The 26,628-nt window shown below is 62.2% G+C and carries 27 protein-coding genes and 1 tRNA gene; 16 read left to right on the top strand and 12 right to left on the bottom strand.

Annotated elements, in window-relative coordinates; genetic code table 11:
* Positions 1-6: 6 nt before the first annotated feature.
* From BFN67_RS23475 to lptF, 4 genes are all read right to left on the bottom strand, one after another.
* Positions 7-942 carry a SurA N-terminal domain-containing protein gene (locus BFN67_RS23475; protein WP_139789308.1) on the bottom strand — a complete coding sequence of 312 codons (936 nt, stop codon included), beginning with the start codon at positions 940-942 and terminating at the stop codon, positions 7-9.
* Positions 943-1,143: 201 nt separating this feature from the next.
* Positions 1,144-3,408 carry an LPS-assembly protein LptD gene (locus tag BFN67_RS23470; RefSeq protein WP_245295394.1) on the bottom strand — a complete coding sequence of 755 codons (2,265 nt, stop codon included), beginning with the start codon at positions 3,406-3,408 and terminating at the stop codon, positions 1,144-1,146.
* Positions 3,409-3,566: 158 nt separating this feature from the next.
* Positions 3,567-4,655, bottom strand: a complete 1,089-nt coding sequence (lptG, locus tag BFN67_RS23465; RefSeq protein ID WP_192856909.1) for an LPS export ABC transporter permease LptG — start codon at positions 4,653-4,655, stop codon at positions 3,567-3,569.
* Positions 4,652-5,857, bottom strand: a complete 1,206-nt coding sequence (gene lptF, locus BFN67_RS23460; protein WP_080921868.1) for an LPS export ABC transporter permease LptF — start codon at positions 5,855-5,857, stop codon at positions 4,652-4,654. The genes lptG and lptF overlap by 4 nt, the downstream gene beginning before the upstream one ends.
* Positions 5,858-6,179: 322 nt before the next feature.
* Here lptF and BFN67_RS23455 point away from each other — a divergent pair, with 322 nt between their 5' ends.
* From BFN67_RS23455 to BFN67_RS23435, 5 genes are all read left to right on the top strand, one after another.
* The gene (locus BFN67_RS23455; protein ID WP_080921941.1) at positions 6,180-7,685 is read left to right on the top strand and encodes a leucyl aminopeptidase; all 1,506 of its coding nucleotides are present in this window, start codon (positions 6,180-6,182) and stop codon (positions 7,683-7,685) included.
* A gap of 14 nt (positions 7,686-7,699) precedes the next feature.
* Positions 7,700-8,149: a DNA polymerase III subunit chi gene (locus tag BFN67_RS23450; RefSeq protein ID WP_080921867.1), complete on the top strand. Its 450-nt coding sequence runs from the start codon at positions 7,700-7,702 to the stop codon at positions 8,147-8,149.
* A gap of 9 nt (positions 8,150-8,158) precedes the next feature.
* Complete coding sequence (locus tag BFN67_RS23445) at positions 8,159-9,016, top strand: 23S rRNA (adenine(2030)-N(6))-methyltransferase RlmJ (protein WP_080921866.1); 858 nt, start codon at positions 8,159-8,161, stop codon at positions 9,014-9,016.
* Between the two features lie 65 nt (positions 9,017-9,081).
* The gene (locus BFN67_RS23440; protein ID WP_080921865.1) at positions 9,082-9,528 is read left to right on the top strand and encodes a hypothetical protein; all 447 of its coding nucleotides are present in this window, start codon (positions 9,082-9,084) and stop codon (positions 9,526-9,528) included.
* 129 nt (positions 9,529-9,657) lie between these two features.
* Complete coding sequence (locus tag BFN67_RS23435; RefSeq protein WP_080921864.1) at positions 9,658-10,254, top strand: glutathione S-transferase family protein; 597 nt, start codon at positions 9,658-9,660, stop codon at positions 10,252-10,254.
* A 65-nt stretch (positions 10,255-10,319) separates the two neighbouring features.
* Here BFN67_RS23435 and BFN67_RS23430 read toward each other — a convergent pair whose 3' ends face one another.
* Positions 10,320-10,967: an outer membrane protein gene (locus BFN67_RS23430; RefSeq protein WP_080921940.1), complete on the bottom strand. Its 648-nt coding sequence runs from the start codon at positions 10,965-10,967 to the stop codon at positions 10,320-10,322.
* Positions 10,968-11,408: 441 nt separating this feature from the next.
* Between BFN67_RS23430 and uvrC the strand changes: the two genes are divergently transcribed.
* The 4 genes from uvrC to BFN67_RS23410 all read left to right on the top strand — a co-directional run bounded on the left by uvrC (position 11,409) and on the right by BFN67_RS23410 (position 14,933).
* Positions 11,409-13,499, top strand: a complete 2,091-nt coding sequence (uvrC, locus tag BFN67_RS23425) for an excinuclease ABC subunit UvrC (protein WP_080921863.1) — start codon at positions 11,409-11,411, stop codon at positions 13,497-13,499.
* A 97-nt stretch (positions 13,500-13,596) separates the two neighbouring features.
* The gene (gene pgsA, locus BFN67_RS23420) at positions 13,597-14,193 is read left to right on the top strand and encodes a CDP-diacylglycerol--glycerol-3-phosphate 3-phosphatidyltransferase (RefSeq protein WP_080921862.1); all 597 of its coding nucleotides are present in this window, start codon (positions 13,597-13,599) and stop codon (positions 14,191-14,193) included.
* A 4-nt stretch (positions 14,194-14,197) separates the two neighbouring features.
* The gene (gene moaD / locus BFN67_RS23415) at positions 14,198-14,449 is read left to right on the top strand and encodes a molybdopterin converting factor subunit 1 (RefSeq protein WP_080921861.1); all 252 of its coding nucleotides are present in this window, start codon (positions 14,198-14,200) and stop codon (positions 14,447-14,449) included.
* Positions 14,450-14,453: 4 nt separating this feature from the next.
* Positions 14,454-14,933, top strand: coding sequence for a molybdenum cofactor biosynthesis protein MoaE (locus BFN67_RS23410; RefSeq protein WP_080921860.1), 480 nt, complete (start codon positions 14,454-14,456; stop codon positions 14,931-14,933).
* Positions 14,934-14,995: 62 nt separating this feature from the next.
* Here BFN67_RS23410 and ndk read toward each other — a convergent pair whose 3' ends face one another.
* Positions 14,996-15,418: a nucleoside-diphosphate kinase gene (gene ndk / locus BFN67_RS23405; RefSeq protein WP_080921859.1), complete on the bottom strand. Its 423-nt coding sequence runs from the start codon at positions 15,416-15,418 to the stop codon at positions 14,996-14,998.
* A gap of 190 nt (positions 15,419-15,608) precedes the next feature.
* On the opposite strand from ndk, the gene BFN67_RS23400 reads away from it, so the two are divergent.
* The 3 genes from BFN67_RS23400 to BFN67_RS23390 all read left to right on the top strand — a co-directional run bounded on the left by BFN67_RS23400 (position 15,609) and on the right by BFN67_RS23390 (position 20,581).
* Positions 15,609-16,121, top strand: coding sequence for a DinB family protein (locus BFN67_RS23400; protein WP_080921939.1), 513 nt, complete (start codon positions 15,609-15,611; stop codon positions 16,119-16,121).
* A 56-nt stretch (positions 16,122-16,177) separates the two neighbouring features.
* Positions 16,178-18,055 carry an ABC-F family ATP-binding cassette domain-containing protein gene (locus tag BFN67_RS23395; RefSeq protein WP_080921858.1) on the top strand — a complete coding sequence of 626 codons (1,878 nt, stop codon included), beginning with the start codon at positions 16,178-16,180 and terminating at the stop codon, positions 18,053-18,055.
* 402 nt (positions 18,056-18,457) lie between these two features.
* A complete protein-coding gene (locus BFN67_RS23390) occupies positions 18,458-20,581 on the top strand; it encodes a molybdopterin-containing oxidoreductase family protein (RefSeq protein ID WP_080921857.1) in 2,124 nt (707 codons plus the stop codon).
* A gap of 3 nt (positions 20,582-20,584) precedes the next feature.
* Here the strand turns inward: BFN67_RS23390 and purN are convergent, their stop codons facing one another.
* On the bottom strand, positions 20,585-21,298 hold the full coding sequence (gene purN / locus BFN67_RS23385; RefSeq protein WP_080921856.1) for a phosphoribosylglycinamide formyltransferase: 714 nt from the start codon (positions 21,296-21,298) through the stop codon (positions 20,585-20,587).
* Positions 21,295-22,359 carry a phosphoribosylformylglycinamidine cyclo-ligase gene (gene purM, locus BFN67_RS23380; protein ID WP_080921938.1) on the bottom strand — a complete coding sequence of 355 codons (1,065 nt, stop codon included), beginning with the start codon at positions 22,357-22,359 and terminating at the stop codon, positions 21,295-21,297. The genes purN and purM overlap by 4 nt, the downstream gene beginning before the upstream one ends.
* A gap of 172 nt (positions 22,360-22,531) precedes the next feature.
* Between purM and BFN67_RS23375 the strand changes: the two genes are divergently transcribed.
* Genes BFN67_RS23375 through hdaA form a run of 3 tightly spaced genes read left to right on the top strand, consistent with a single transcriptional unit; the run spans position 22,532 to position 24,943 of the window.
* Positions 22,532-23,089: a CDP-alcohol phosphatidyltransferase family protein gene (locus BFN67_RS23375; protein WP_080921937.1), complete on the top strand. Its 558-nt coding sequence runs from the start codon at positions 22,532-22,534 to the stop codon at positions 23,087-23,089.
* A complete protein-coding gene (locus BFN67_RS23370; RefSeq protein ID WP_080921855.1) occupies positions 23,061-24,245 on the top strand; it encodes an AI-2E family transporter in 1,185 nt (394 codons plus the stop codon). Before BFN67_RS23375 ends, BFN67_RS23370 begins: the two co-directional genes overlap by 29 nt.
* On the top strand, positions 24,242-24,943 hold the full coding sequence (gene hdaA, locus BFN67_RS23365) for a DnaA regulatory inactivator HdaA (RefSeq protein ID WP_080921854.1): 702 nt from the start codon (positions 24,242-24,244) through the stop codon (positions 24,941-24,943). The genes BFN67_RS23370 and hdaA overlap by 4 nt, the downstream gene beginning before the upstream one ends.
* A gap of 55 nt (positions 24,944-24,998) precedes the next feature.
* Here the strand turns inward: hdaA and BFN67_RS23360 are convergent.
* Positions 24,999-25,075, bottom strand: a tRNA-Pro gene (locus tag BFN67_RS23360).
* Here BFN67_RS23360 and BFN67_RS24440 point away from each other — a divergent pair.
* A complete protein-coding gene (locus BFN67_RS24440) occupies positions 25,048-25,215 on the top strand; it encodes a hypothetical protein (protein WP_158083558.1) in 168 nt (55 codons plus the stop codon). The genes BFN67_RS23360 and BFN67_RS24440 overlap by 28 nt on opposite strands.
* Before the next feature lie 149 nt (positions 25,216-25,364).
* Here BFN67_RS24440 and cas2 read toward each other — a convergent pair whose 3' ends face one another.
* The 3 genes from cas2 to BFN67_RS25025 are packed head-to-tail and all read right to left on the bottom strand — an operon-like array spanning position 25,365 to position 26,623.
* Positions 25,365-25,670 (bottom strand): CRISPR-associated endonuclease Cas2, encoded by a 306-nt coding sequence (gene cas2 / locus BFN67_RS23355; RefSeq protein WP_080921853.1) that lies wholly within the window; start codon positions 25,668-25,670, stop codon positions 25,365-25,367.
* 29 nt (positions 25,671-25,699) lie between these two features.
* Complete coding sequence (gene cas1, locus BFN67_RS23350; protein ID WP_280951359.1) at positions 25,700-26,464, bottom strand: type II CRISPR-associated endonuclease Cas1; 765 nt, start codon at positions 26,462-26,464, stop codon at positions 25,700-25,702.
* A 9-nt stretch (positions 26,465-26,473) separates the two neighbouring features.
* Entirely contained in the window at positions 26,474-26,623 is a 150-nt protein-coding gene (locus BFN67_RS25025; protein WP_245295388.1) for a hypothetical protein, read from the bottom strand.
* Positions 26,624-26,628: the final 5 nt, after the last annotated feature.

Here is a 26,628-nt window from a genome sequence, read left to right as displayed (position 1 = left end):
GCGCCGTCAGCGCTTCACGATGCGGGCGTCTTTCTTCAACTCGCCCAGATATTTTTTTGCCAATGCGTCATTGCCGTCCTTGGCGCCTTCGGCCTCGAAAACCAGAGCGGCAACCCGGTCGTCCGACACCTCGCGCGCGCTGCATACGCCGATGAATTCGACGCCGCGGTCGGTGACGCGAACGGGTGTGGCGGATCCGGCCTTGGTCTTCTTGACCTGTTCGGCCCAGTCCGACGGCAGTTTGGGCGCAAGCACACGGCCGAGATCGCGCACGGTCACGTCGATCAGGCCCTTTGCGAACTCGCGCGTGGTGTTGCAGCCATTGAAGCGGGCGCGCATCGCTTCGGCCTCGCGCTTGCGTTTGCCGAGGATGGCATTGCGCTCCGAGGCCGGTACGACAAAGATGACCTGCTGGAGCATGTATTCGGTAGCCGACGGTTTGGTGCCGCCCTGTTGCAGCATGCGCCGCACGGCTTCCTGGGGGTTCATCAGCCCGGTATTGTTGCCACCGCCCTGTTCGGCGCGGGCTCGCGCGCCGAGCGCCTGATTCCAGGCCATCTGGGCGCGGATGAAATCCTTGAAATGTGCCCTGGTCACGCCGGATTGCGCCATCACGCCGTCGAGTTGCTTCAACTGCATCTTGTTGTTGGCGGCGAAACGCGCATAGGCCTCATCGACCTGCTGGTCGCTGATGCGAATGCCCAGCCGCTTGGCTTCCGCCAGCTTCAAAGCCTGATCGATCATTTCCTGGGCGGCGTCGCCCTTGCGGTGCTGAAGGCGCAGGAACGCGGCCCTGTGCTTGATGTCGCCGCTCGTCACCGGAATATCGTTGACGATGTACTTGATCTCGCTGGCCTGAACCGGAGGTGCGATCACCACGGTCGGAAGCGCGGCGAAAGCAACCAGAAAGGCGAAGCGCGCGCAAAAAGCGTATTTCCTCATCGAAGATATTCCCGATTCTTCCCGTGAAACGAGCTTAGTGCATCGGGCCGAAAGGTGAAGTTCGGTTTTCGGGTTATTCCGATGCTCCGTCAAAGCATTATAGTGTCCATTATGCGTTCGGCTGAACGCACGGCACTCCTAATGCAGCCTGAACTGTCATGTCCATGCCTATTCTATGCGGCGAAACCATGTCGCCGCGGTTTATTGCGGTGCAATCGCCGACGAGCTTGAGCCAAAATCGCCAAGCGTCCGGAAGGAAATATTGAAGCCGACATTCAGGCTCTTGTCATTGCTGTCTTCGCGATTCCGGGTTTCGGAGAAGGTCATCAGATAGGTGAAGCATTCGTCGGCATAGCCGAATCCGAACCCGTCCCTGACCAGAACGTTTGTTTCCAGATCGTAGGTGCCCGAACCGAAAACACGCCAATTGTCGTTGATCCGCAGAGAACCGTTCAGCGAGGCTTCGCGCCGGTCCTCCGCGAAACCGTATAATGGCTGCGCCCGGATGAAGGCGTAACCGGCGGTCAGCGTGACCGGCCTGCCGGTATAGCCGACCTTGGCTTCCATGCGCTGCACGCCGAAATCCTGTTCGCCGAAACGGCCGCTGAGCGAACCCGACCAACCGGACGGGCTTGCGGCGCCGATCAGGCCGACATAGTCCGACGCGTCGTCCTCAAGGCCGGATTCGATGCCGACATTGACGAGATCGGGCGAGGCGAAGGAATTGCGCCCGGCGATCTGGTAGGATTGGCCGAATATGGCATGGGTGCTCCAGCCATTCTCGTAGCTGCCGGTGTAGCGCACACCGACATTGGCGCGCGTGCCGCCTTCGATGCGGTCATAGCCGGAAAACTTGTCGCGCTCGAACAGGGTCGAGGCATCGAAGACGAAGCTCTGCGCGTCCTCGTTCGGAACGGCCAGGCCGCCGACATATTGCTCGTCGGGGCGCACGAAAAGCTGCGCCATCGGCTCAACGACATGCGAGGAGTGGACGCCGGAGAACAGGATCGGCCAGCGCATTTCCAGCCCCAGCGTCGCCATATAGCGCGCGAAGGAGGAGCGCATGTCATTGCCGACGCCGGGATAGGCATGCTGAATATCGGAATTGAGCGCCATGTTGTTGACCGCCGTGAGCGATCCCGACGACGCATTGACGTAGTCTGCGTCGGCCTGGAAAGCGAGCAGCGGCGTGATCACCAACCCGTTTTCGGTGATGAAGGTGCGCTTCCACTCGGCTTCGCCGGTTATGCGGCCGGATTCGCCTTCAAGACCACGGATACGATGCGGCACGCTATCCAGATCGTCGCGGCGCAACAGGCGGGCGTTCAGGTTTAAAGAGAGTTGCCCGCCGGCCAGCGGCGTGTCGGGAATGTAGGCATAGTCCAGCGACGGCAGAACCCAGGGTTGCTTGTCACTCCGTGCGCCGGTGCTGCTGTCCAGATAATTTTCCTGCACATCGAAATGCATGGCGCGCAGGTCGAAATAATTCCGGTCGTTGAGGCCGGTCAGGTAGACTTCCGAACGGTAAACGTAATCGTTGTAGCCGTCGATCTTGTAGGTGCGCGCGAAATTCTTGTCGGTCTGCAACAGAACATCCCAGCCGAAATCCCAGCGCTCGTTGATCGCGAACCGGCCCTTCGTGCCCATCATGCCGCGGAATTTGTTCGGGTCGTCATTTGGACCGGAGTTGACCGTATAGCCGCCGGGTCTGTAGTTGCCGTCCTTAAGAGCGCCCGGATCCTTCTGGCTGATGCCGGCCATCTTGAGCGTGTACTGGCCATTGTTGAAACGCTGGCGCCACTCGGCCTCGCCGAGAAAGCCCTGCTTGGAATAATAGGTTCCCTTGGCGGTCAGGTCGTAGGTCGGCGAAAGCGCGAAATAATAGGGAATGCCGACGCCGACGCCGAGATCGTCGTTGAAGGTGACGCTGGGGATCAGGAAGCCGCTCTTGCGCTTCACCGTCGGGTCCGCAATCTCGAAGGCCGGCAGATAGGCGATCGGGAAGCCGAAGAACTCGAAATTCGAATCCTGGAAGCGTACCGTGTGCTTCTGCCCGTTCCAGATGATCTTGCGGGCCTTGATGCGCCAGATGGGCGCACTGTCGGGTTTGTCCTCGCAGGGCGCGCAGGCGGTATAGACGCCGTTGTGGAACGTGGTCAGCACGCCGCCCATGCGCTCTGCGCTTTCGGCGGCGAAATAGGTCTTGTCGACCGTTTCGACGCGCAGCGCGTTGACGAAGCCGTCGGCGAAGTCGTCGGTGATGTCGATATGGTCGGAATTGATCTTGGTGCCGTCGCTCTGGACGATCTGCACCTCGCCGCTGGCGACAAGGCGCTTGGTCTTGCGATCGTATTCGACGCGCTGCGCGACCAGCCGGTTGCCGCCATAGTCGATCTGCACGCCGCCGACAGCCGTGACAGTCTGGTTGTCATTGTCATAGACGAGCGTGTCGGATTCCAGCAGCATCTGGGAATTGGACGGCACTCTGTCGCTGACATCCGGCAGCGCCTGCGCGAGTGCCGTCTGGCCGGAGAGACCGAAGGCAAGCAGGCATGCCAAGGCGCTCACTCCACACAGGAGCGCCCCCCGGGTCGGCCCACGGTTGTAAAAAACCGTCCCTCTCACTAGCCGTCTTCCTTGTACAACAGGAAAGTTACTCCAAAGAACATCGCCACGACAACCGGAAACCATGCCGCTACCATTGTTGGCACTAGTCCCGCGATTCCGAATGCCTTGACGAGAACCGACACGACATAAAGCAGAAAGCCCGCCACGACACCACCCAAAATCATCGTCGCGGACTGCCCCATACGCGCAAAACGCATCGAGACGGTCGCCGCGATCAGCGTCATGGCGACAAGCAGGAACGGCAGCGCCACCAGCGAATCGAATTGCATCGCGAAAGCATTTGCCTTGAGACCGAAGGAACGGGCAACCTCGATCTTCTGCGGCAAATCGTAGAAGGGGATCGTTTCGGGCCGCGCCAGCCGCTCCTGGACGAATTCCGGCTTCAGATCGGTTGCGACGCGGGCGGTCTCCTCACGGGTCACGTTGCCGTCGCTGTCCATCACCCGGACATCCTGCAATTCCCAGTAGCCGTCGCGAAGAGTTGCGCGTCGGGCATCCTGGCGCTCGACGATGTCGCCGTCCGAATCAAGCTTGAAGAAGGTGGCGTCGGCCATCACCAGGCCCTGGTTCAGGATGGCGCGGGCGCCAATGATGGTATCGCCCGATTTCGTCTTCTGGCGCAGCCACGGCGCGATGTCGGCCGACACCGTATTCGATTTGCCCGAGCGCAGTATGCTTTCGATCTCCTCGGAGCGCGAGAAGCCATGCGCGGCAATCGGGTTGAGTATGCCCACCGCGACAACGCCGAACAGCAGCGCGCCGATGCAGGGCGGCAACAGGAACTGCCAGGCCGAAATGCCGGCGGAGCGGGCGATCACCAGCTCATATTTGCGATTGAGCGAAACCAGCGTGGCCATGGCGGAGAACAGGCCGATGAAGGGAACGGCCTGGAGGATCAGCATGGGAACGCGCAACGCCGATATGGCGAGGCCGGTCTGATAGGTGAAGCCGGGCAGGCGGGAGATGCGGCTCGTCAGTTCGGTGAAATCGATCAGGAAGACCAGCGCGAATATGCCGAGGAAGAACCAGGCCGTGATGGCGGCATAGCGCAAAAAGAAATAACGACCGAGGGTCCAGCCCATCATGCCGCTCCTTTGCCGGCGCCGGTAAGGCGCGCCTTGAGGCGCAGCTTCAATGCGGTCAACCGCTCATTGACGCGCTGCGCGAAGGAGGAAATGGCGTCGGCCCATCCACGCGGCAGTTCCATGGTCCTCTGGGTGCCGATGAACCACAGCGCGATCAGCGAGGTGGCGATCGGCACCACATAGAGGCCATAGGCGTAGGATGGATGCGTCTTGGCCTGGCCCTCGATGAAAAAGACGAACCAGCGCACGACGAGCGTAATGCAGATCGTCGTGATCAGCGGGTGAACGCGCGCCTCACGGTGCGAGCGCGCGTCGCCCGCGACCGCCAGCGCGATCAGCGCGAAGGCGAAGGGCAGCATCCATTCCGAGAATCGCTTGTGCAGTTCGGTGCTGTAAGCGTAGGGTTCGCGCTGGTATCTGGGGTCGTTCGGATCCGGATTGAGCAGATAACTGGTCGTCCGGTCCTTCGGCAGCAGGGTGACGCCTGACGTGTCGGCATCGAAGGTCGACAGATCGAACGCATATGACGTGAAATGCACGACCGATACGTCGCCGTTCAGCGTCTTGCGCTGCACGACGCCGTCATTCATCAGCAGAACCTTCTCCTTGTCCTGATCGATCACCGCGCCGGATTTCGCGTAATAGATGAGGTCGGTGCCCTGCTGGCGTGAATCGGCGACGAAGATGCTGGCGAGCCGGTCGCCGGGCAACCGTTCGCCGATCTGCACGAACAGGCCGTCATCGATCTTGCGGAACGTGCCTTCCTGAAGGACGAGGGACAGGAAATCGGCGCGCGAATTGGCGATAAGGTCGCGATTGCGCTGGCGCGCATAGGGCTCGACGCCATTCTGCACGAACAGACTCAGCAAGCTCGCCAATACCGCCAGGATCAGGATCGGCTTGACGATGACGGAGCGCGACGCGCCCGCGGCGCTGATGACGACCAGTTCCGAATCGCCGTTCATCACGCTCAGCGTCTGTGCCGCCGAACCGGCCATGGCGAACGGCACGACGATGGGAATGATCGTCGGAATAATGAGGGCGGCCACCTCGAAAAAGGCCAGCGCCGACTGGCCGCTGTCGGTGACGAGGTCTATGCGCGCGAGCACCTGCGTCGTCCACGCGATGGCAAGTGTCCAGCACAAAGCGCCCACAAACAGCAGGAACGCGCGCCGCATGATGTAGCGTTCAACGACCTTCATTCAGGCTCGCACTCGATTGATTTCGACCGGCATCCCGCCTCTGAACACATATTCACCCGGTGATGCCCGCACAACCGGCCCGCCTTTCGATTTCGGTTCCAGATCGTCGTCTTGGCAGGCGCCAGTGTGGTGCGCCAATGGCTAAAAAAGCGCGAACAGCTATGGTTAACGGCGGTATGTAGCCGATAATCGCGCGCCGCGCGAGATGTTCGACCGCAATGGCGAAGAGCGCGTTATTTCATTGAGTTGTGGCGGTCGGCTTGCCAAAAGTGGCAAAAGAGCCAAATGTCGCGTCCGATTGCAGCATGCCGAAAGCAGAGTCATGAATCCGAGACCTTCGATAAAATTCGCCAAATTCGCCTCGCCGAAGACAGGCACGCTGTTCGTTCTGGCCGGTGAAGGCGGCGAATTGGCGGAGGCGGCCAGCAGCACGGTTTCAGCGGCGGTGCTGACGCGCGCGTTTTCCGCTGGCGGGTTCACCGGCAAGGCCGGAACATCGGTCGAAGTGCTGGCGCCGGAAGGAACCGGACTTGACCGGCTGGTGGGGCTTGGAGCGGGCGACGCCGCCGCAATGGACGATCATGCGTGGATGAAACTCGGCGGCGCGGCTGCCGGCCTCTTGCGCCACGCGGTCGAGGCGGCCGTCATCCTCGATGTGCCGAAAACCACGGCAGGCAGCGCCGCCGCCGCGCAATTTGCGGCGGGCCTTTTGCTGCGCCTCTATGCCTTCGACAAATACAAGACCCGCCAGGACCGCACGGAGAATGGCGACAAGGCGAAAAAGCCGCCAAAGGCCGTGGCGATAACGATTCATTGCGCCGACCCCGCCGGGGCAAAGAAGGCGTTTTCCGGGATGCAGGGCGTGGTGGACGGCGTCTTTTTGGCACGCGATCTGGTCAACGAACCAGCTAATATCCTCGGACCGGTCGAGTTTGCGGAACGCATCTCCAAACTGACCGCGCTCGGCGTCGAGGTCGAGATCCTGGCGGAGAAGGAGATGAAGAAGCTCGGCATGGGCTCGCTGCTCGGCGTGGCCCAGGGTTCGCCGCGCGGCGCGCGTCTCGCCGTCATGCAATGGAAGGGCGGCAAGCCGAAGCAAAAGCCGGTCGCTTTCGTCGGCAAGGGCGTGACCTTCGACACCGGCGGCAATTCGATCAAATCGGCTTCCGGCATGGAGGAGATGAAGGGCGATATGGGCGGCGCGGCCGCCGTGGCCGGGCTGATGCACGCGCTCGCCGCGCGCAAGGCCAGGGCTAATGTCGTGGGGGTCGTCGGGCTTGTCGAAAATTCGGTGGACGGCCATGCGCAGCGGCCGGGCGACATCGTCACCTCCATGTCCGGCCAGACCATCGAGGTGCTGAACACCGATGCCGAAGGGCGGCTAGTCCTGGCCGACGCGCTGTGGTACTGCAATGACCGTTTCAAGCCGCAATTCATGATCGACCTGGCGACGCTGACGGGGGCTGTCATGGTGGCGCTCGGCTCGCAGCACGCCGGTCTTTTCTCCAATGATGACGAACTGGCCGGGCGGCTGGCTTCGGCCGGCGGCACGACGCACGAGCGGGTGTGGCGCATGCCGCTCGGGCCGGACTATGACAAGATGATGGATTCGAAGAATGCCGACATGAAGAATGTCGGCGGCCGCCATGCCGGCGCCATCACCGCGGCGCAGTTCTTGCAGCGGTTCGTGGACGGCACGCCCTGGGCGCATCTCGACATTGCCGGCACGGCGATGGGCGCGCCGGCCAGCGAAATCAACCAGTCTTGGGCCTCCGGCTTCGGGGTGCGCCTGCTCGACCAGCTCGTGCGCGACCATTACGAGGGGTAGGGCACACCGACGCCATGACCGAGGTGCTTTTCTACCATCTGAGCGAATCGACGCTCGAGGATGCGCTGCCCGGCCTGCTGGAGCGCAGCATCGGTCGTGGCTGGCGTGTCGTGGTGCAGACGGGGACGGATGAGCGGCGGGACGCGCTCGACCAGCATCTGTGGACGTTCCGCGATGATTCCTTTCTCGCGCACGGCATCGACCGTGAGCCGTTTTGCGAGGATCAGCCGGTGCTGCTGACCACGGGTTTGGAAAACCGGAATGGCGCGCAGATCCGTTTTCTGGTCGATGGCGCGGCCCCGCCGGACCTCAACGTTTACGAGCGGGCCGTCTTTCTGTTCGACGGGCACGACACGCCGCAGGTCGAGGCCGCGCGCGGGCACTGGACGGCCGCGAAAGAGGCCGGGCATGCCATTACCTATTGGCAGCAGACGCCTGACCGGCGTTGGGAACGCCGGGCCTGATTTGCTTCGATGAATTATCGCCACGCCTATCACGCCGGAAATTTCGCCGACGTCGTCAAGCATGCGGTGCTGGCGCGTCTGCTCGATTATCTCAAGCGCAAGGACAAGGCGTTTCGCGTCATCGACACCCATGCCGGCATTGGCCGCTATGACCTCGCGTCGCCGCAAGCGCAGAAAACGGGAGAGTGGCGGGGCGGCATCGGCCGACTGATCGATGCGAAGTTCGATCAACCGGTTGCGGCCTTGCTGTCGCCCTATCTGGATACGGTGCGCGCGCTCAACCCGGCGGGCGCGTTGCAATCCTATCCCGGTTCGCCGGTGATCGCCCGCCATCTCCTGCGCAAGCAGGATCGCCTTTCGCTGTTCGAGAAACATCCGCAGGATGCACGGATGCTCAAAGGCTTGTTTTCGGGCGATATTCAATGCCGCGTCACGGAGTTGGACGGCTGGCTGGTGCTCGGCGCGCATGTTCCGCCGAAGGAAAAGCGCGGCCTGGTGCTTGTCGATCCGCCATTCGAGGAAGGCGGCGAATACGATCGGCTGGTTGCCGGCCTGCAAAAAGCCCATCGCCGCTGGCCGGGCGGCATCTATGCGCTGTGGTATCCGCTCAAGGATCGCAAGGCGGTCGCGGCATTCCGGCGGCAACTGGCCGGGGCCGGCATTGCGGACATCATCGATGTTTGCCTGGAAATCCGCGCGCCGTCGGATGAGCCGCGTCTCGATGGCTGCGGCATGGTGATCGTCAACCCACCCTATACGCTGGAGGGCGAGTGCGGCATGATGCTGCCGGTCCTGGCGGCATTGCTGGCCGAAGACGGGGTGCCGCGCTGGTCTCTCGAGCGATTGGCGGCCGAACGGAGCCAATGATCGTACTATCTTGACCGCAACGCGCTGAATCCGCACATTGCGGCAAATCATCCCAAGAGGCCGACATGACTCGCTTCGCCGTTTCCGCCATTGCCGCACTGGCCAGCCTGTGCGCGCCCCTTGCCGCCGTTTCGACAGCCGGTGCCGCCGATCTTCCCGGCGGCTATTACGAATATCAGGACCAGAGCGTGTGCAATCAGGCCTGGGTGCTGAGCAAGATCACGCATCGTTTCCGCCATCAGGTGCGCCATGTGCCGCATCTGCCGAATGTGGAGATCACCGATTTTCAGCGCATTCGCCTTACGCGCAGTCTGCCGGCCAATGAGGAATGGCCGATCGGGCGCACCTATTGCACCGCGCGCGTGACGCTTTCCAACGGTTACGACCGCAACATCGCATATCTGATCGAAGAAGGGCAGGGCTTCGTCTCGATCGGCGACAATGTCGAATTTTGCGTTTCCGGTTTCGACCGCTGGATGGTCTACGACGGACGCTGCCGCGTTCTGCGCTGATTTGCGGTATCGCATCTCGCCGGCGACAGCCGAAGCCTGACCTGCTCCTGCATATGCTGGTGCGTACAGGCGGGAGGCCGCTTGCGATGAGACCTGTTCTTTTTCCAGCCCGTTTCAGAGGACGTTTGAATGCCCAAACTGCTTTATGCTTCCGCCTCGCCCTATAGCGCAAAAGTCCGCATGGCGGCGGCCTATGCCGGCATCGCAATCGAAGCCGTGCCGACAAAGACCGACGAGGAACCGGCTGATCTGCTCGGCGCCAATCCGCTCGGCAAGATTCCGACGCTGTTGCTGGACGACGGTCGCACCATCTACGACAGCCGCGCCATCACGCAATATCTGAATCGTATGTCGAAGAACGCTCTGCTCCCGCGCAATCCGGACAAGCGGATCGACGCAGAAGTGCTGGAGGCGATTGCCGATGGCCTGTGCGATTGCGCGCTGGCGATGGTCTATGAGCGCCGCCACAGGCCGGAGGAGAAGGTTGAGCAGCAGTGGCTGGACAAGCAGTGGCGCAAGATCACGCGCGCGCTCGACCATTTGAACGCCAACCCGCCAAAGCTTCCCAAGAAGATCACCGCCGGACAGATCGCGCTGCGCGCCACGCTGGGCTACCTGGCGTTGCGCTTTGCCGGAAAATGGGAGAAGGGGCGCAGCCGGCTGGTTCGCTGGGCCGCGCGCTTCGACGAGAAGTTCCCGGAACTGAATCCCTATCTGCCGAAGTGAGTAAATTCAGAATAAAAAAGCCGGGCGCGATGCCCGGCTTTTTCCTATCGACCTGATCGGCTTGATCAGAACTTCATGCCGATACCGAAGGTGACGCGGTTGTCCTTGACGTCGGTCTCGCCGAAACCGTCGATCGTCTTGCTGCCGAAATCGGTGTAACGATATTCGACGCGGCCGAAGACGTTGTCGGTCAGCATGATGTCGGTGCCGACACCGGCTGTCCAGCCGAACATGCCCTTGCTGCTGCTGCCAACTGCATCTTCCAGCTTCACGTCACGACCGGCGCCGCCGGCGGTGCCGTAAAGCAGGATTTCCGGGGTCACGGCATAACCGAGGCGTGCGCGCAACGAACCTTCGACGCCACCCTTCGACTCCACGCCGTTGTCTTCGCCCTTGACGCCGTTGTAGCCGATGTCGCCTTCAACGCCGTAAACGAAATTGTCCGACTGCCAGTTGTAGCCGCCGAACAGGCCGCCGACGAAACCATCGGTCTTCTGGTCGGTGAACGTGTTTTCCGTCTTGCCGCTGAAGCCGTAGCCGAGATTGACACCGGCATAGGGGCCGGCCCAGGAGGCTACGGGAAGGGTTTCGATCGGGGCCGGAGCCGGCGGAACTTCCTGAACGACGTCCGCAGCATAGGCGGGAATCGCACCGAGGGCGAAGAGCCCGAGCGCCGCCACGACCGGGCGGGCGATTTTGAGGTTGGTCTGCATAATCATCTACTCCTTAAGCCACGGAACGAGGGCTTGGTTGGTGAAGAGCGGCTTCGTAGGGAGGAGAAACGAAACCGCCGATCAACGGTTCCCGAATGTCGTGTTGAAATGCGGCTGAAGCGCACCTGAAAGTGGGTGATTCCCTGTCTCAAATGAGGCTGAACCGTGGCGTTGCGATCATGCAACAGATTTTGTCAGCATGTTTTGGCCACGCGCCGCGAAGGCACTTGGAATCAATGAGTTGTGTTGCCTATATGGAAAGCGGACGGCATCGATTAAACGGGGCCTTTCGGTGCTGCTGGGGCCGTTTCGTCACATTGTCGTCACAGGCGCGAACGCCGATTAAGGATTGGCGTTCACAATGTCCGAAAAATCCTGTTGCATTGGCGGGGACTGCGGACCGGCGACCGGAGTACCCTTGCGCTTGGCAGGCATGATGAAATGAAAACCAAAACCTCGCATAGCCTGTCCGGCGGACGGGATCTGCCCGATACGGACATCGACGACGATGAGGATGCTGCCGAAGGCAGTCTTGAGGCAACGTCCGAGTTGGCTGGGTCTGATGTCGCGTTCACAGCCATCGACTGGACACAGCGCGAAAGCCCCACCGAGGGAGCGGTTGGCGCCGAACTCATCCAGGCCTTGGTCAAGCGTTTGCCGAACCGTCCAGGCGTGTACCGCATGATGAACGCGGCGGGCGACGTGCTCTATGTCGGCAAGGCACGCAGCCTCAAGAAGCGCGTGACGGCTTATGCGCAGGGCCGCTACCATACAAACCGCATCGGCCGCATGGTGCGCGAAACGACGACGATGGAATTCGTCGTCACCCGCACGGAGATCGAGGCACTTCTTCTTGAGGCCAATCTTATCAAAAGGTTGCGGCCTCGATTTAATGTTCTTTTGCGAGACGACAAATCGTTTCCCTACATCCTTTTGACAGAAGACCATCCGTCGCCCGGCATCTACAAGCATCGCGGCGCGCGCTCGCGCAAAGGCTCGTATTTCGGCCCTTTCGCCTCGGCGCAGGCGGTGGGGCGCACCATCAACGCGCTGCAACGCGCCTTCCTGCTACGCAGTTGCACGGATTCCTTTTTCGAAAACCGCACCAGGCCGTGCCTGCTCTACCAGATCAAGCGTTGTTCGGCGCCGTGCACCGGCGAGATTTCGCCTGCCGGCTATGCCGATCTGGTGAGCGAGGCCAAGGGTTTTCTGTCCGGGCGCAGCCAGAAGGTGCAGACGGGCCTGTCGTCGGCCATGCAGCAGGCTTCGAAAGACCTCGATTTCGAGCGCGCCGCGATCTATCGGGACCGGCTGGCCGCTTTGTCGCACGTGCAGAGCCATCAGGGCATCAACCCGCATTCGCTTAAGGAAGCGGACGTCTTCGCCATTCATCAGGAGGGCGGGCAGACCTGTATCCAGGTGTTCTTTTTCCGCACCGGGCAGAACTGGGGCAACCGCGCCTATTTCCCGAAGGCCGATCCGGCGTTGGAAGCGGCCGAGGTGCTGGGCTCGTTCCTTGCGCAGTTCTACGACGACAAGCCGACGCCGCGCGCCGTTCTGCTTTTACATGCCGTCGATGAGCAGGAATTGTTGGCAGAGGCGCTTTCCACACGCGCCGGCCACAAGGTTTCCGTCTCGGTGCCGCAGCGCGGCGAAAAGAAGGATCTGACCGCTCACGCCTTGCAGAATGCCCGCGAGGCGCTGGGCCGGCGTTTGGCGGAAACATCGACGCAGGCGCGGCTGCTTGCGGGGCTTGCGGAAACCTTTGGGCTGGAAAAGCCGCCCCGGCGCATCGAGGTCTATGACAATTCGCACATCATGGGCACCAATGCGGTGGGCGCGATGATCGTCGCCGGACCTGAAGGTTTCGTGAAGAACCAGTACCGCAAGTTCAACATCCGCTCGACCGAAATCACCCCCGGCGACGATTTCGGCATGATGCGCGAAGTCATGGAGCGCCGCTTTACCCGGCTCCTCAAGGAACATGGCGAGGCTGCGCCGGACGCGGGTGGCCACGCGCCTGACGACGCGGAACCGGGCGGTGTGGAACTGGAAGGCGAGGAGCCGGAGAATTTCCCCGCATGGCCGGACGTCATCCTGATCGACGGCGGGCAGGGCCAGATGACGGCGGTGCGAAAAATCCTGTCCGATCTCGGCATCGAGGACCGGGTGGTGGCCATCGGCGTCGCCAAGGGGCAGGATCGTGAGGCCGGCCGCGAACGCTTCTTCGTCAGGGGCAAGCCGTCATTCTCGCTGCCGGTGCGCGATCCCGTGCTCTATTTCATCCAGCGCCTGCGCGACGAGGCGCACCGTTTCGCCATTGGGACGCACCGGGCGCGGCGCAAGAAGGCGATGATAACGAGCCCGCTGGACGAAATCGCCGGCATCGGCCCCGGCCGCAAGCGGGCGCTGTTGCTGCATTTCGGCACGGCCAAGGCGGTCAGCCGCGCCGCGATCGGCGATCTGACGGCGGTGGAAGGCATTTCGGAGCGGGTTGCAAAGCTGGTATACGATCATTTCCATGAAGGCTGACAAATTATCGGCTCATTCGGCAGGCCATTCGAACAAGTCTGTTGACCCCTGCCATGCCGTTCTGGTTTGAGTATCAAGTCATAAGGTTCCACGAAATATGGCCAAGCGCGCGTTCAACCTGCCCAATATCTTGACCTATGCCCGCATCCTGGCGGTGCCGCTGGTGGTGCTGTGCTTCTTTCTCGAAGGACATCTCAAATCCAGCGACTTCGCACGGTGGTCGGCGCTGGCGATTTTCGTGCTGGCCTCGATCACCGATTATCTCGACGGCTATCTGGCGCGCGCATGGCAGCAGACATCGAATATCGGCCGCATGCTCGACCCGATCGCCGACAAGCTGTTGGTTTCGACCTGCCTTCTTTTGCTGGCTGCCGACACCGATCGCCATGCCGGCATTGCCGGCTGGTCGCTGTGGGCGGCAATCATCATCCTGTGTCGCGAGATTCTGGTTTCGGGCCTGCGCGAATATCTGGCCGCGCTCAAGGTCAGCGTGCCAGTGACGCAACTGGCCAAATGGAAGACCACGATCCAGATGATCGCCATCGCCTTCCTGCTGGTCGGGCCGGCCGGCGACAAGATCTTCCCCTACACGACCCAGACCGGGCTCGTCCTGCTTTGGATCGCGGCCATCGTGACCCTATATACCGGCTATGACTATTTCCGTGCCGGCCTCAAGCATATCGTCGACGAGTAGAACGATGAAACTGGTCTATTTCGCATGGGTGCGCGAGCGCATCGGCAAGGCGGAGGAGGAGGTCGATCTGCCGATCGCCGTGACCACCGCTGGAGAACTTCTGCACTGGTTGAAGTCGCGCGGCGAAGAATATGAAAACGCTCTGCAATATCCGGACGTGATTCGCGTCGCGATCAATCAGCAGCATGTCGATCACGCCGAGAAGCTGAATGGCGCGCGTGAAGTCGCGCTGTTTCCGCCGATGACCGGGGGCTGATTTCTTGGCCGTGTTCACGCCGGATATTCGTATCCAGTCAGCGGATTTCGATCTCGCCGCGGAGGTTCAGGCACTGACGGCAGGCCGCACCGACATCGGTGCGGTGGTGACGTTTTCCGGCATGTGCCGGGGCGAGGCGGGTCGGCTGTCAGCGCTGGAACTCGAACATTATCCCGGCATGGCGGAAGCCGAAATTTCGCGCGTAGCCCGGCAGGCGGCCGAACGCTGGCCCTTGCAGGGCCTCACCGCCATTCACCGCTATGGCAGGATCGAGCCGGGCGAGAACATCGTTCTGGTGATCGCTGCTTCGACGCACCGCCATGCCGCCTTCGAGGCGGCCAGCTTCCTCATGGATTTTTTGAAATCGCGCGCGCCCTTCTGGAAAAAGGAGCATCAGGCCGACGGCTCGTCCGGCGATTGGATCGATGCCAAGGAAGCGGACGAGGAGGCGTTGCGGCGCTGGAACCTGGAAGCGCAGGGCTGACCATGGAAAAAGGCCGGGCTTGCGCTCGGCCTTCGTCACGGTTGCGAAAACGCCTTGTCGGCTCAGCCGACGATCTCGGTGTCGGAGAACCAGTAGCGGATCTCCTGCGCGGCGGTTTCGGGCGCGTCCGAACCGTGCACGGAATTCTCGCCGATTGACAGCGCATGCACCTTGCGGATGGTGCCCTCGGCAGCCTGGGCCGGGTTGGTGGCGCCCATCACTTCGCGGTTCTTGGCGATCGCGTTCTCGCCTTCGAGCACCTGCACGATGGTTGGGCCGGACGACATGAATTCGGTGAGTTCGGCGAAGAAGGGGCGATCCTTGTGCACGGCGTAGAAACCCTGCGCGTCACGCAGGCTCATCCACACGCGGCGCGACGCGACGACGCGCAGGCCGGCATCTTCCAGCATCTTGGTGATGGCGCCGGTCAGGTTGCGCCGGGTCGCGTCCGGCTTGATCATCGAAAAGGTGCGTTCGAGCGCCATGGGAGGTCCTTCTGGTAAGGGGATGGTTTGTGGCGCGCTCTATACAGGCCGGCCGGCGGATTGCCAAGGGGAGGCGCGATCTGCCATCACTGCGGGCAACAACCGGAGCGATGGCCACAATCGCCATGGCCATTCCGGCTTGCGGCTTCTACAACGATGCCGATTTCAATTGCGGAGAGTCCCGATGCTGATGAAGCGGCATTTCATGATGTTCGCGGCCTATAACCAGTGGGCCAACAACCGCGTCTACGATGCCGCCGCGGATTTGAGCGAGGATGAATTCAGGCAGGACACCGGCGCATTTTTCGGCTCGATGATGGGAACGCTGAACCATGTGCTCGTCGCGGACCGCATCTGGATGAAGCGTTTTACCGGGGAGGGCGATGCTCCGGCACGACTCGATGCCATCCTGTTTCCCGCTTTTGCCGGGCTGACGGTGGCGCGAAAAGCCGAAGACCAGCGCATCGCCGATTGGATCGGCAGCCTGGAAGAAGACGCCCTTAGCGGCCGCTTCACCTATATGACGGCCACCGACATGCGCACCATTTCGCAAAGGCTGGCGCCGGCGCTGGCGCACTTTTTCAATCATCAGACGCACCATCGCGGCCAGGCACATACGATCCTGACCATGCTGGGCCGCCCCTCCGTATCGCTCGACCTGTCGTTTTTCCAGCGTACCGAGGAGGGTCGCGCCTACGCCTGACGGCATGTTGCGCGTGTGCTCTTGTCATTGGAACCCGGCTGGGCCAAAAGCCCGGCATGTTGACCATAAACGATCTTTCGCTGCGCATTGCCGGGCGCCTGCTTCTCGACCATGCGTCGCTGACGTTGCCAGCCGGAGCCAAGGCCGGGCTTGTCGGCCGCAACGGCACCGGCAAGACGACGCTGTTCAAGGCCATTACCGGCGATCTCGCCTCCGAGACCGGCTCGGTTTCGATCCCGAAAAACACGCGCATCGGGCAGGTGGCGCAGGAAGCGCCGGGCACCGAAGAGCCGTTGATCGAGATCGTGCTCAAGGCCGACAAGGAGCGCGCGGCGCTTCTGGAGGAAGAAAAGACTGCGACCGATCCGCACCGCATCGCTGAAATCCACATCAGGCTGGCTGACATCGACGCCCATTCGGCCGAGGCGCGCGCCGCCACCATCCTTGCCGGCCTCGGCTTCGACGATGCGGCGCAACAGCGGCCGGCGTCGTCCTTTTCAGGCGGCTGGCGCATGCGCGTGGCATTGGCCGCCGTGCTGTTTTCGGAACCCGATCTTCTGCTTCTGGACGAGCCGACCAACTATCTCGATCTGGAAGGCACGCTGTGGCTGGAAAATTATGTCGCCAAATATCCGCATACGGTGCTGCTGATTTCCCACGACCGCGATCTGCTCAACCGGGCGGTCAATTCCATCGTGCATCTCGATCAAAGGAAGCTGACCTTCTGGCGCGGCGGTTACGACCAGTTCGAGCGCCAATTGTCGGAGCAGCGCGAATTGCAGGAAAAGGGCCGCGTCAAGCAGGAGGCGGCGCGCAAGCATCTGCAATCCTTCGTCGATCGCTTCCGCGCCAAGGCCTCGAAAGCGCGGCAGGCGCAGTCGCGCATCAAGGCGCTGGAAAAGATGAAGCCGATCTCGGCGCTGGTGGACGATACCGTCAGGCCGTTCAGCTTTCCCGAGCCGGTCAAGACCGTGGCTTCGCCGATCATTGCGCTGGATCGGGTCAATGTCGGCTACCAGCCCGGCCAGCCGATCCTGAAGAACATGACGTTGCGCATCGATGCCGACGACCGCATCGCGCTGCTCGGCGCAAACGGCAACGGCAAGTCCACCTTCGCCAAGCTGCTCGCCGGCCGGCTGAAGGCCGAAACCGGCACGATGACGATCGCGCCCGGCCTCAAGGTGGCGATCTTCGCCCAGCACCAGCTCGACGATCTGAGACCGGAGGAAAACGCCTACGAGCATGTGCGCCGCATGATGCCGGAGGCGCCGGAATCGAAGGTGCGCGGCAAGGTCGCGCAATTCGGTCTCTCGACCGAGAAGATGAACACCCCGGCCAAGGATCTGTCCGGTGGCGAAAAGGCGCGGCTGTTGATGGGGCTGGCTGCCTTCGACGGGCCGAACCTGTTCATCCTCGACGAGCCGACCAACCATCTCGACATCGATTCACGCGAGGCGCTGGTTCATGCGCTCAACGAATTTCCCGGCGCGGTGATCGTGATTTCGCACGACCGCCATCTTCTGGAGGCGACGGTCGACCGGCTGTGGCTGGTCAAGGACGGCCAGGTTAACACCTATGACGGCGACCTTGACGACTACAAGACGCTGGTGACCGGCGTTTCGTCAAACAGCCGTGAAAAGCGCGAAGCGGAAAAGGCGTCCAAGGCCGAACGTCGGCGGGAAGCTGCCGCGCGCCGTGCCGCGCTGGAACCGCTGGCCAGGGAAATCCGCGCGACGGAAGGACTGATGGACCGGCTGCGCAAGCGCATGGACACCGTGGAAGACGAACTGGCCAATCCGGCGCTTTACGAGAAAGATCCGATCAAGGCGACCCGTCTCGCCAAGGAGCGTTCCGAACTCTCCGCCCAGCTTTCCCGCAACGAGGAAAAATGGCTGGAGATGAGCGCGGAATACGAGCAGGGGATCGCGGAGTAGCGGACACTCGCCGTGCTCCTTTAGTTGCGTGTTTCGAGACGCCGGCTCCTTAGCATGAGGAAGGTTTGTGCGGCTAAACAGTGCGTCGTTCGAGACGGCAGCTACGCTGCCTCCTCACGATGAGGGAGGTTGCGGCTGCATCTTTGGACGTAGAGGCAATGGCGCTACATCAGCCCTCATCCTGAAGTGCGAACGCGGCGAGCCTCGAAGGGCGAGGGCGGCTCCAGTTTGGTAGTGCGTCGTTCGAGACGGCAGCTTACGCTGCCTCCTCACGATGAGGGAGGTTTGTATGCCGCCTCAAGGCAAATATGCGCTGCCTCAGCCCTCATCCTGAGGTGTGGTTCCCGAAGCCTGATCCGCTGGCCCTGTTCGCGCCGGTCGATGAGGTTTATAGCGTTGCCCATGAACCAGCACGCCAGCATCACCGGAACCGAAACAAGAACCGGCTATTCCGCCTGTCCGCACGATTGCCCCTCGACCTGCGCGCTTGAGGTCGAACTTCTCGCACCCGACCGGATCGGCCGCGTCCGCGGCGCCAAGTCCAACAGCTACACCGACGGCGTGATCTGCGCCAAGGTCGCGCGCTATGCCGACCGCGTCCACCATCCCGACCGGCTCCTGAAGCCGTTGGTGCGGACGGGCGCCAAGGGCGATGGCAACTGGAAAGAGGCAAGCTGGGAAGCGGCACTCGATCTCGTCGCCGAGAAATTCGACGCCGCGGAAGCAAAACATGGCTCCGAGACGGTGTGGCCCTATTTTTATGCCGGCACCATGGGGCTGGTGCAGCGCGACGGCATCGAGCGGTTGCGCCACGCAAAAAAATATTCCGGCTTCTTTGGCTCGATCTGCACCAATCTCGCCTGGACCGGCTGGATGATGGGCACCGGCAAGCTTGCCGGTCCCGATCCGCGCGAAATGGCGAAATCCGATTGCGTGGTGATCTGGGGCACCAATGCGGTGGTCACGCAGGTCAATGTGATGACCCATGCGGTCAAGGCGCGCAAGGAACGCGGCGCGAAGATCGTCGTCATCGATGTCTACGAGACCGCGACGATGAAGCAGGCCGATATGGGCCTGATCGTCAAGCCCGGCACCGATGCCGCGCTGGCCTGTGCGGTGATGCATGTGCTGTTCAAGGAAGGCATGGCCGACCGCGCCTATCTGGAGAAATACACCGACGATCCAAAGGGGCTGGAGGCGCATCTTCGGACAAAAACGCCTGAATGGGCGTCCGCCATCACCGGCCTTGCCGTGGCCGAGATCGAAGCATTTGCCCGGCTTGTCGGTTCCACCAGAAAGACGTTTTTCCGGCTGGGTTACGGCTTTTCGCGCCAGCGCAACGGTTCCGTCAACATGCACGCTGCCTCCTGCATCGCCGCCGTCACCGGCGCCTGGCTGTATGAGGGGGGCGGGGCATTCCATTCCAATTCCGGGGTCCTGAAGCTCGATACCAGCGTGGTCGAGGGCACCAGGCTGCGCGATCCGTCCATCCGCTATCTCGATCATTCGCGCATCGGCCCGGTGCTGTGCGGGCATGAGGATGCGCTTTACGGCGGCCCGCCGGTGACGGCGCTGCTGATCCAGAACACCAATCCGGCCAATGTCGCGCCCGACCAGCGACTGGTGAAACGCGGCTTCCTGCGTGACGATCTGTTCACCTGCGTGCACGAGCAGTTCATGACCGACACGGCGAAACTCGCCGACGTGGTGCTGCCGGCGACCATGTTTCTGGAGCATGACGACATCTACAAGGGCGGTGGCAACCAGCACATCACGCTCGGCCCGAAACTGATCGAGCCGCCGGAAGGGCCGCGCAGCAATCATTTCGTCAACGAGGAACTGGCCAAACGGCTCGGCGTCGCGCATCTGCCGGGCTTCGGTATGAGCGAGCGCGAGCATATCGATTTCATGCTGGCCAGAAAGGGACTGGGCACGTTCGAGACGTTCCGGGAGCAGAAATGGGCCGATCTGCAGCCGCCTTTCGAGGAGGCGCACTATCTCACCGGCTTCGGCCATGCCGACGGCAAGTTCCATTTCAAGCCGGACTGGACAGGGCAGCGCGCGCCGAACCGGCCGCCGCGCTCCATGGGCGTGTTCGGCCCGCATGAGCGGCTGCCGGAATTTCCCGACCATGTCGATCTGATCGAGATGACTGATGACGCGCATCCGTTCCGGCTGGCGACATCGCCGGCGCGCAACTTTCTCAATTCCACCTTTTCGGAGACGCCGGTTTCAAAGGCCAGGGAAGGGCGGCCGCAATTGCTGATCCATCCGGACGACGCAGCGGCGTTGGGACTGGCGGACGGCGACAGGGTGGAGATCGGCAATCAGCGCGGCGAGGTGGTGCTGCACGCAAAGTTGTTCGACGGCCTGCGGCGCGGCGTGGTCATTGCCGAGGGCATCTGGCCGAATTCGGCGCATGAGCGCGGTGAAGGCATCAATGTGCTGACGGGCGCGGATGCGCCGGCGCCTTATGGCGGGGCCGCCGTGCACGACAACAAGGTGTGGGTGCGTGCGGCCGGTTGACCGTTATGGCGTGATGCGCGCCAACTGCTCCAGATCGACCTCGCCATGCAGCGGGCTGGGTGCCGTGAGGCGCGAATCCGCGTCGCTGCGGTCTTCCGAAAAGCCGGAAAAGGTGGTGCGGCCCTTTTCCATCCGCGCCTTGCCCTCGGCCACCAGCTTCAGCGCCAGCGGATAAAGCCCATGCTCGGCGGCGAGGACGCGCGCGGCAAGGGACTGTTCGTCATCGCCCAGCATCACCGGCACGGCCGATTGCGCGATGATCGGCCCGTCATCCGTTTCCGGCGTGACGAAATGCACCGTGCAGCCATGCAAGCGCAGGCCGGCGTCGAGCGCGCGGCGATGCGTGTCGAGCCCCTTGAAGCCCGGCAAAAGGGCAGGGTGGATATTGATCATGCGGCCCTGCCATTTCCTGACGAAGCCTGTCGTCAGAAGCCGCATATAGCCGGCCAGCGCGACGATTTCCGCATTAAGGCCGGAAAGGGCCGCGTGGAGCGCGTCGTCATGCGCCTGCTTGCTCGCATGGTCGGCGCGCGCGATCACCTGCGTGGCGACGCCGCGCGCCGCCGCAATGCCGAGGCCGGGAGCGTTCGCCTTGTCGGAAATGACGGCGACGATTTCCGCCGGATAGGTCGGGTCCGCGGCTGCCGCGATCAGCGCAGCCATGTTCGAGCCGCGTCCCGAAATCAGAATGACGGTGCGCTTGCGTGATTGGGTCAAAGGTCAATCGCTCCCCTGTAGTGAACGCCGGCATCGCGGCGCGGCACGATGCGGCCGATCGGCGTCGCCGTTTCTCCGGCTTCCTGCAAGACGGCGGCCACTTGCGCGGCCTGGCCGGACGATACGACGAGGATCATGCCGATGCCGCAATTGAAGGTGCGCATCATTTCCTGCGGCGCGACACCGCCGGTTTTCGCCAGCCAGCCGAATACCGGCGGCACATCGATGGAATCGAGATCGAGTTCGGCAGAAAAATCCTTCGGCAGCACGCGCGGAATATTTTCGGGGAAGCCGCCGCCGGTAATGTGCGCCAGCGCCTTGATGCCATGCGTGCCGCGCACCGCCTTCAAAACCGGTTTCACATAGATGCGGGTCGGCTCCAGCAACGCCTCGGCAAGGGTGACATCCTTTGCAAAGGGTGCAGGGGCCTCCCACGCCAATCCGCTCGTCGCGACGATGCGGCGAACCAGCGAGAAGCCGTTGGAATGCACGCCCGACGATGCGAGGCCCAAAAGCACGTCGCCTTCGACGATATCGTCGCTCGGCAGGAGTTGGTCGCGTTCGGCGGCGCCCACGGCAAAGCCGGCAAGATCGTAGTCGTCGCCATGATACATGCCGGGCATTTCGGCTGTTTCACCGCCGATCAGCGCGCAGCCGGCCTGCTTGCAGCCCTCGGCTATGCCGCTGACGATGGCAGCGCCCTGATCGGGATCGAGCTTGCCGGTGGCGAAATAGTCGAGGAAGAACAGAGGCTCCGCGCCTTGCACGACAAGGTCGTTGACGCACATGGCAACGAGGTCGATGCCGATCGTGTCATGCTTGCCGGCCTCGATGGCGATGCGCAGCTTGGTGCCGACGCCGTCATTGGCCGCCACCAGCACCGGATCGGAAAAGCCGGCCGCCTTGAGGTCGAAAAGCCCGCCGAAGCCGCCGATCTCGCCGTCCGCTCCCGGCCGTCGCGTCGTGCGCACCAGAGGCTTGATCTTCTCGACCAACTGATTGCCGGCATCGATGCTGACGCCGGCTTCGGCATAGGTGAGCCCGTTTCGGTCTTTGCTCATCGCCATATCCTTGCTTTTGTGCCGGCTCTTCGCACGAACACAGGCTGCCCGCAAGAACCGGCTGGCGCGGAGCTTTGCAAGCTCCACAAAGCGGTGGACGGCTATTGCGGCGCTCCTATTGTGGTAATTTGCGAGCTTACGCATTCAGGCGATTGAAACAATGGGAAGAAATGTGACGATCCCTAACCTGATCACCATCCTGCGCCTGCTGCTGGTGCCGGGCGTCGTGCTGGCGATGCTGCAAGCGCGCTGGGAATGGGCATTTGCAGGGTTTGTCGCGGCGGGTGTTTCCGATGGCGTCGACGGCTTCATCGCCCGCCAGTTCAACCAGCAATCCCGTCTTGGCGCCTATCTGGACCCGATCGCGGACAAGCTGCTTCTGGTCAGTGTCTTCGTGGTGCTGGGCCTCATCTCCGAATTGCCGCTGTGGCTGGTCATCGCCGTCGTTTCACGCGATGCGCTCATCATCTGCGCGGTCATCCTGTCGAGCGTCATGAGCCATCCGGTCGAGATGAAGCCGCTGCTGGTTTCGAAGGCCAACACGGCCGTCCAGATCGTGCTGGCGGCCGTCGTACTTGGGGAACTTGCCTTCGGCATCCAACTCGGACCTGTGCGTCCGATCCTTATATTCACCTGCGGGCTCTTGACCGTCGCTTCCGCGGCAGCCTATCTCGTGGCTTGGCTGAGGCACATGAACGGCTATGGCGAAGGCAGCACCCCCGGCACCTGACAATGACGCCGCCGATGCCGCGGCTGCGACGGTATTGTGGCGCCCCGCAGCGTTCTGGCTGGCCGGCGCCCTTATCCTTGCGCTCTTCCTTTACATATTCAGCGACATCCTGCTGCCCTTCGTAGCGGGCATGGTGCTGGCCTATTTCCTCGACCCGGTGGCGGACCGCCTGCAACGGCTCGGCCTGTCGCGGGTGATGGCGACCGTGGTGATCCTGATCGCCTTCATCGTCATTCTGGTGCTGGCTTTTGTCATCCTCGTGCCGGTGCTTGCGACCCAGCTTGCCGATTTCGTCGGCAAGCTGCCGGAATATCTGACACGCTTGCAAACCCTGATCACCAGTTTCGACCCGAAATGGCTGGAAAGCAGGTTCGGTGTCGATGCCAGCAGCCTGCGCGACGGGCTCAATTCCCTGCTGACATCGGGTTTCAGCTTTCTCACCACGGTCTTCACGTCGATCTGGACATCGGGCGTGGCGCTGGTTTCCGTCGTCAGCCTGTTCGTGGTGACGCCGGTGGTTGCCTTCTACATGCTGCTCGACTGGGACCGCATGGTGGCCACCGTCGATAGCTGGGTGCCGCGCGACAATGTCGAGACCGTCCGCGCTCTGGCGACCGACATCAACACGGCGACGGCCGGGTTCGTGCGCGGGCAGGGCACGCTCTGCCTGATCCTCGGCTCCATGTATGCCATCGGCCTGACGCTCACGGGCCTGAATTTCGGCATTCTGATCGGGCTGTTCGCCGGTCTTATCAGCTTCATTCCCTATGTCGGCTCCTTGACCGGACTGGTGCTGGCCGTTGGCGTCGCCTTCGTGCAGTTCTGGCCCGACTGGATGATGGTCGTTGCCGTGGCCGCGGTGTTTTTCATCGGCCAGTTCATCGAAGGCAATATCCTGTCGCCGAAGCTGGTGGGCAAGAGCGTCGGGCTGCATCCGGTCTGGCTGATGTTCGCGCTGTTCGCCTTCGGCGCGCTGTTTGGCTTTGTCGGTCTTCTGATCGCCGTTCCCGCCGCTGCCGCGATTGCCGTGCTGGTGCGCTTCGCCATTGCGCGCTATCTGGAGTCGCCCCTCTATCGAGGGCACGCTGAAGCGGGACCGACGGTGAAAGCCGCCCGCCGGGCGCGTACCCCGCAGCCGGATAGCCGCGACCGATGACCGGATATGCCGAAAAGCCGCGCCAATTGCCGTTCGACCTTGCGGGCGGCATCGGCTATTCGCGTGACGACCTTGTTGTCTCGCGCTCCAATGAGCAGGCGGCGGCGCTGGTCGACGGCTGGCCGGATTGGCCTTCGGCGGTTGTCATCATGGCGGGGCCTGCCGGCTGCGGCAAGACGCATCTGGCTTCGATCTGGTGTGAACTGGCCGGCGCCTTCCCGGTGGGGGGCCTTGAGATGGAAAAAGCCCTGCAAGGTCTTGGCCACCGGCCGGCCCTGATCGACGATGTCGATGCGCTGCCGATCGATCAGCAGGGGCTGTTTCACCTGATCAACGCGGTGCAGGCTGCGGGCTCCCAATTGCTGCTTACCGCGCGAAGGTTCCCTGCCGCCTGGGGTGTGACCCTGCCTGATCTCGCCTCGCGCCTGAAGGCGGCGGCGACCGTCGAGATACACGAGCCGGACGATTTTCTGCTTGCGGGCGTCATCACCAAGCTGTTTGCCGATCGTCAGGTGGCGGTGGAGCCGCATGTCGTGCAGTATCTCGTCCGGCGCATCGAGCGCTCGCTGGCGACGGCGATGCGGGTGGTCGAACGACTTGACCGGATCGCGCTGGAGCAACAATGCCGGATCACCCGCGCGCTTGCCGCCGAGACCATAAATGCAATGGATGAAGGGCAGGGCGAGTTCACCCTGTAGGCGCGCAGCCCTGCTGCCTGCGGCTCGATGCCGGTCAAACGAGAAAATCGAAAAATGGTCGGAGTGGAGAGATTCGAACTCCCGACCCTCTGGTCCCAAACCAGATGCGCTACCAGGCTGCGCTACACTCCGAGGCCGGCAAACCCCTAGAAGAACAAGGCTTTGAGCGCAAGGGGCTGAAAGACTTTTCTTTTGCAAAACGGAATCAGCGTTATCCGTATGCGGTTGAGATAATCGGGATTCGTAAGGCGGCGCTGGACCACGATCTCTGAACGGCTACAATCGATGCCCTGAAGGCCAAGGCCGAAGATTTGTTGCCGCTGGACCACGATCTCTGAACGGCTACAATCCCGGGGCGGGTATCTTGTTGAGAAGAAACGAGATACCCGCCCCGGCAATAAGCCACAAATCGTTGCTGGCTTCAAAAAAGAGCAAGCTGGTCGGGGTTTTTTCTTCGCCTCCTGCGCCGTTGGCCGGAGAATCGGACGATGTTTTCATATTGCCTGTCCGTAAAAGTGAGGACATGGACATCTCCTCGGTCCGGCAGGTTGTCCTCGATTCGCCGCATATACGTCTCGAACTGTTCCTTGCCGTTGCAAAATCGAGCATAGACCGAAAACTGGCTCTTTTCGAAGCCCTGATCAAGCAGGAACTGGCGGAATTTCGTGGCCGCCTTGCTTTGCGCCTTTGTCGTTACCGGCAGGTCGAACATGACAAAAATCCACATCAGACGATACCCGCTGAGTTGGGTGAGGCTCACGTGACGGTGGCTCCCAATCCGGCGAGTTCGATCGCCGAAGGAGGGCGCGGTGGGTTGAGGTTCGACGCCTTTCCCGTTTCGAAACTGCGCGCCAGCGATTGACATAGATATGTTGCCGCCATCGCGACGGTGGTGGTCCCGTCTTCTCCCGGCAGGTCGAGTGCGATCAAGCCGGCATACGCACGTTTCACGTCGGCGGACACTTCGGAATATCCCTTCGCGGTCAGCTTTATTGTCATCAGATCGACAAGTGGCCGGAACGGCTCGATAAGATCGTCGGCCAGGGCGAACGCGTTGCCGCGATTGGCGTGATGGATGCCGATCGACGGATGCAGGCCGGCCGCGACCACCGAGCGCGCGACCAGTGAGCGCAGCACCGTGTAGCCATAGTTGAGCAGGGCGTTGATGCCGTCCGCCGAGCGGTCGCGACGAAAGTCCGGTCCCATCAGCAACGGCCAATAGCGCCGTGCCGCCTGCGCTTCGATATTGTCTGGATCGCCGGAGCGCACCCGCCGCGCCAGCATATCAAAGGCGCCGGCCTCGACGCCTTCTGCTTCCAGCGCAGCGGCCTGCCAGCGGATCTTGGCCACCACAATTTCACGCCAGAGTTGCTTGGCGAGCGGCTTGCTGGCGTTCCATTGCGCGCGCATGCGCGCATTCTGCCCGTGATGTCCGTCCAGCGGCAGGCAGACAGCCACCGGTGCGTGATTGGACCCGCACAGCACCAGCAGCGCGCCGCGCTCGGCAAGGGCTGCAACCAGATTGGTCGTCTAGGTTACGCCATGGGCGTGGACAATGACCGCGGCAACGTCGTCGAGCGGAACGCGGCCGACCTCAACCCGCTCCTCGCTGACGACGAGGAAACCGCGATAGGCGGAGAGGTGGCGGCCGTCGGTGGCGATGTCGACGATCCGTTCCATCGCAC

It is taken from the genome of Manganibacter manganicus (assembly GCF_002075885.1).
GTDB lineage: Bacteria > Pseudomonadota > Alphaproteobacteria > Rhizobiales > Rhizobiaceae > Mesorhizobium > Mesorhizobium manganicum.
Note: the sequence above shows the minus strand (reverse complement) of the source record. Positions and strands in the feature narration are given on the sequence as shown.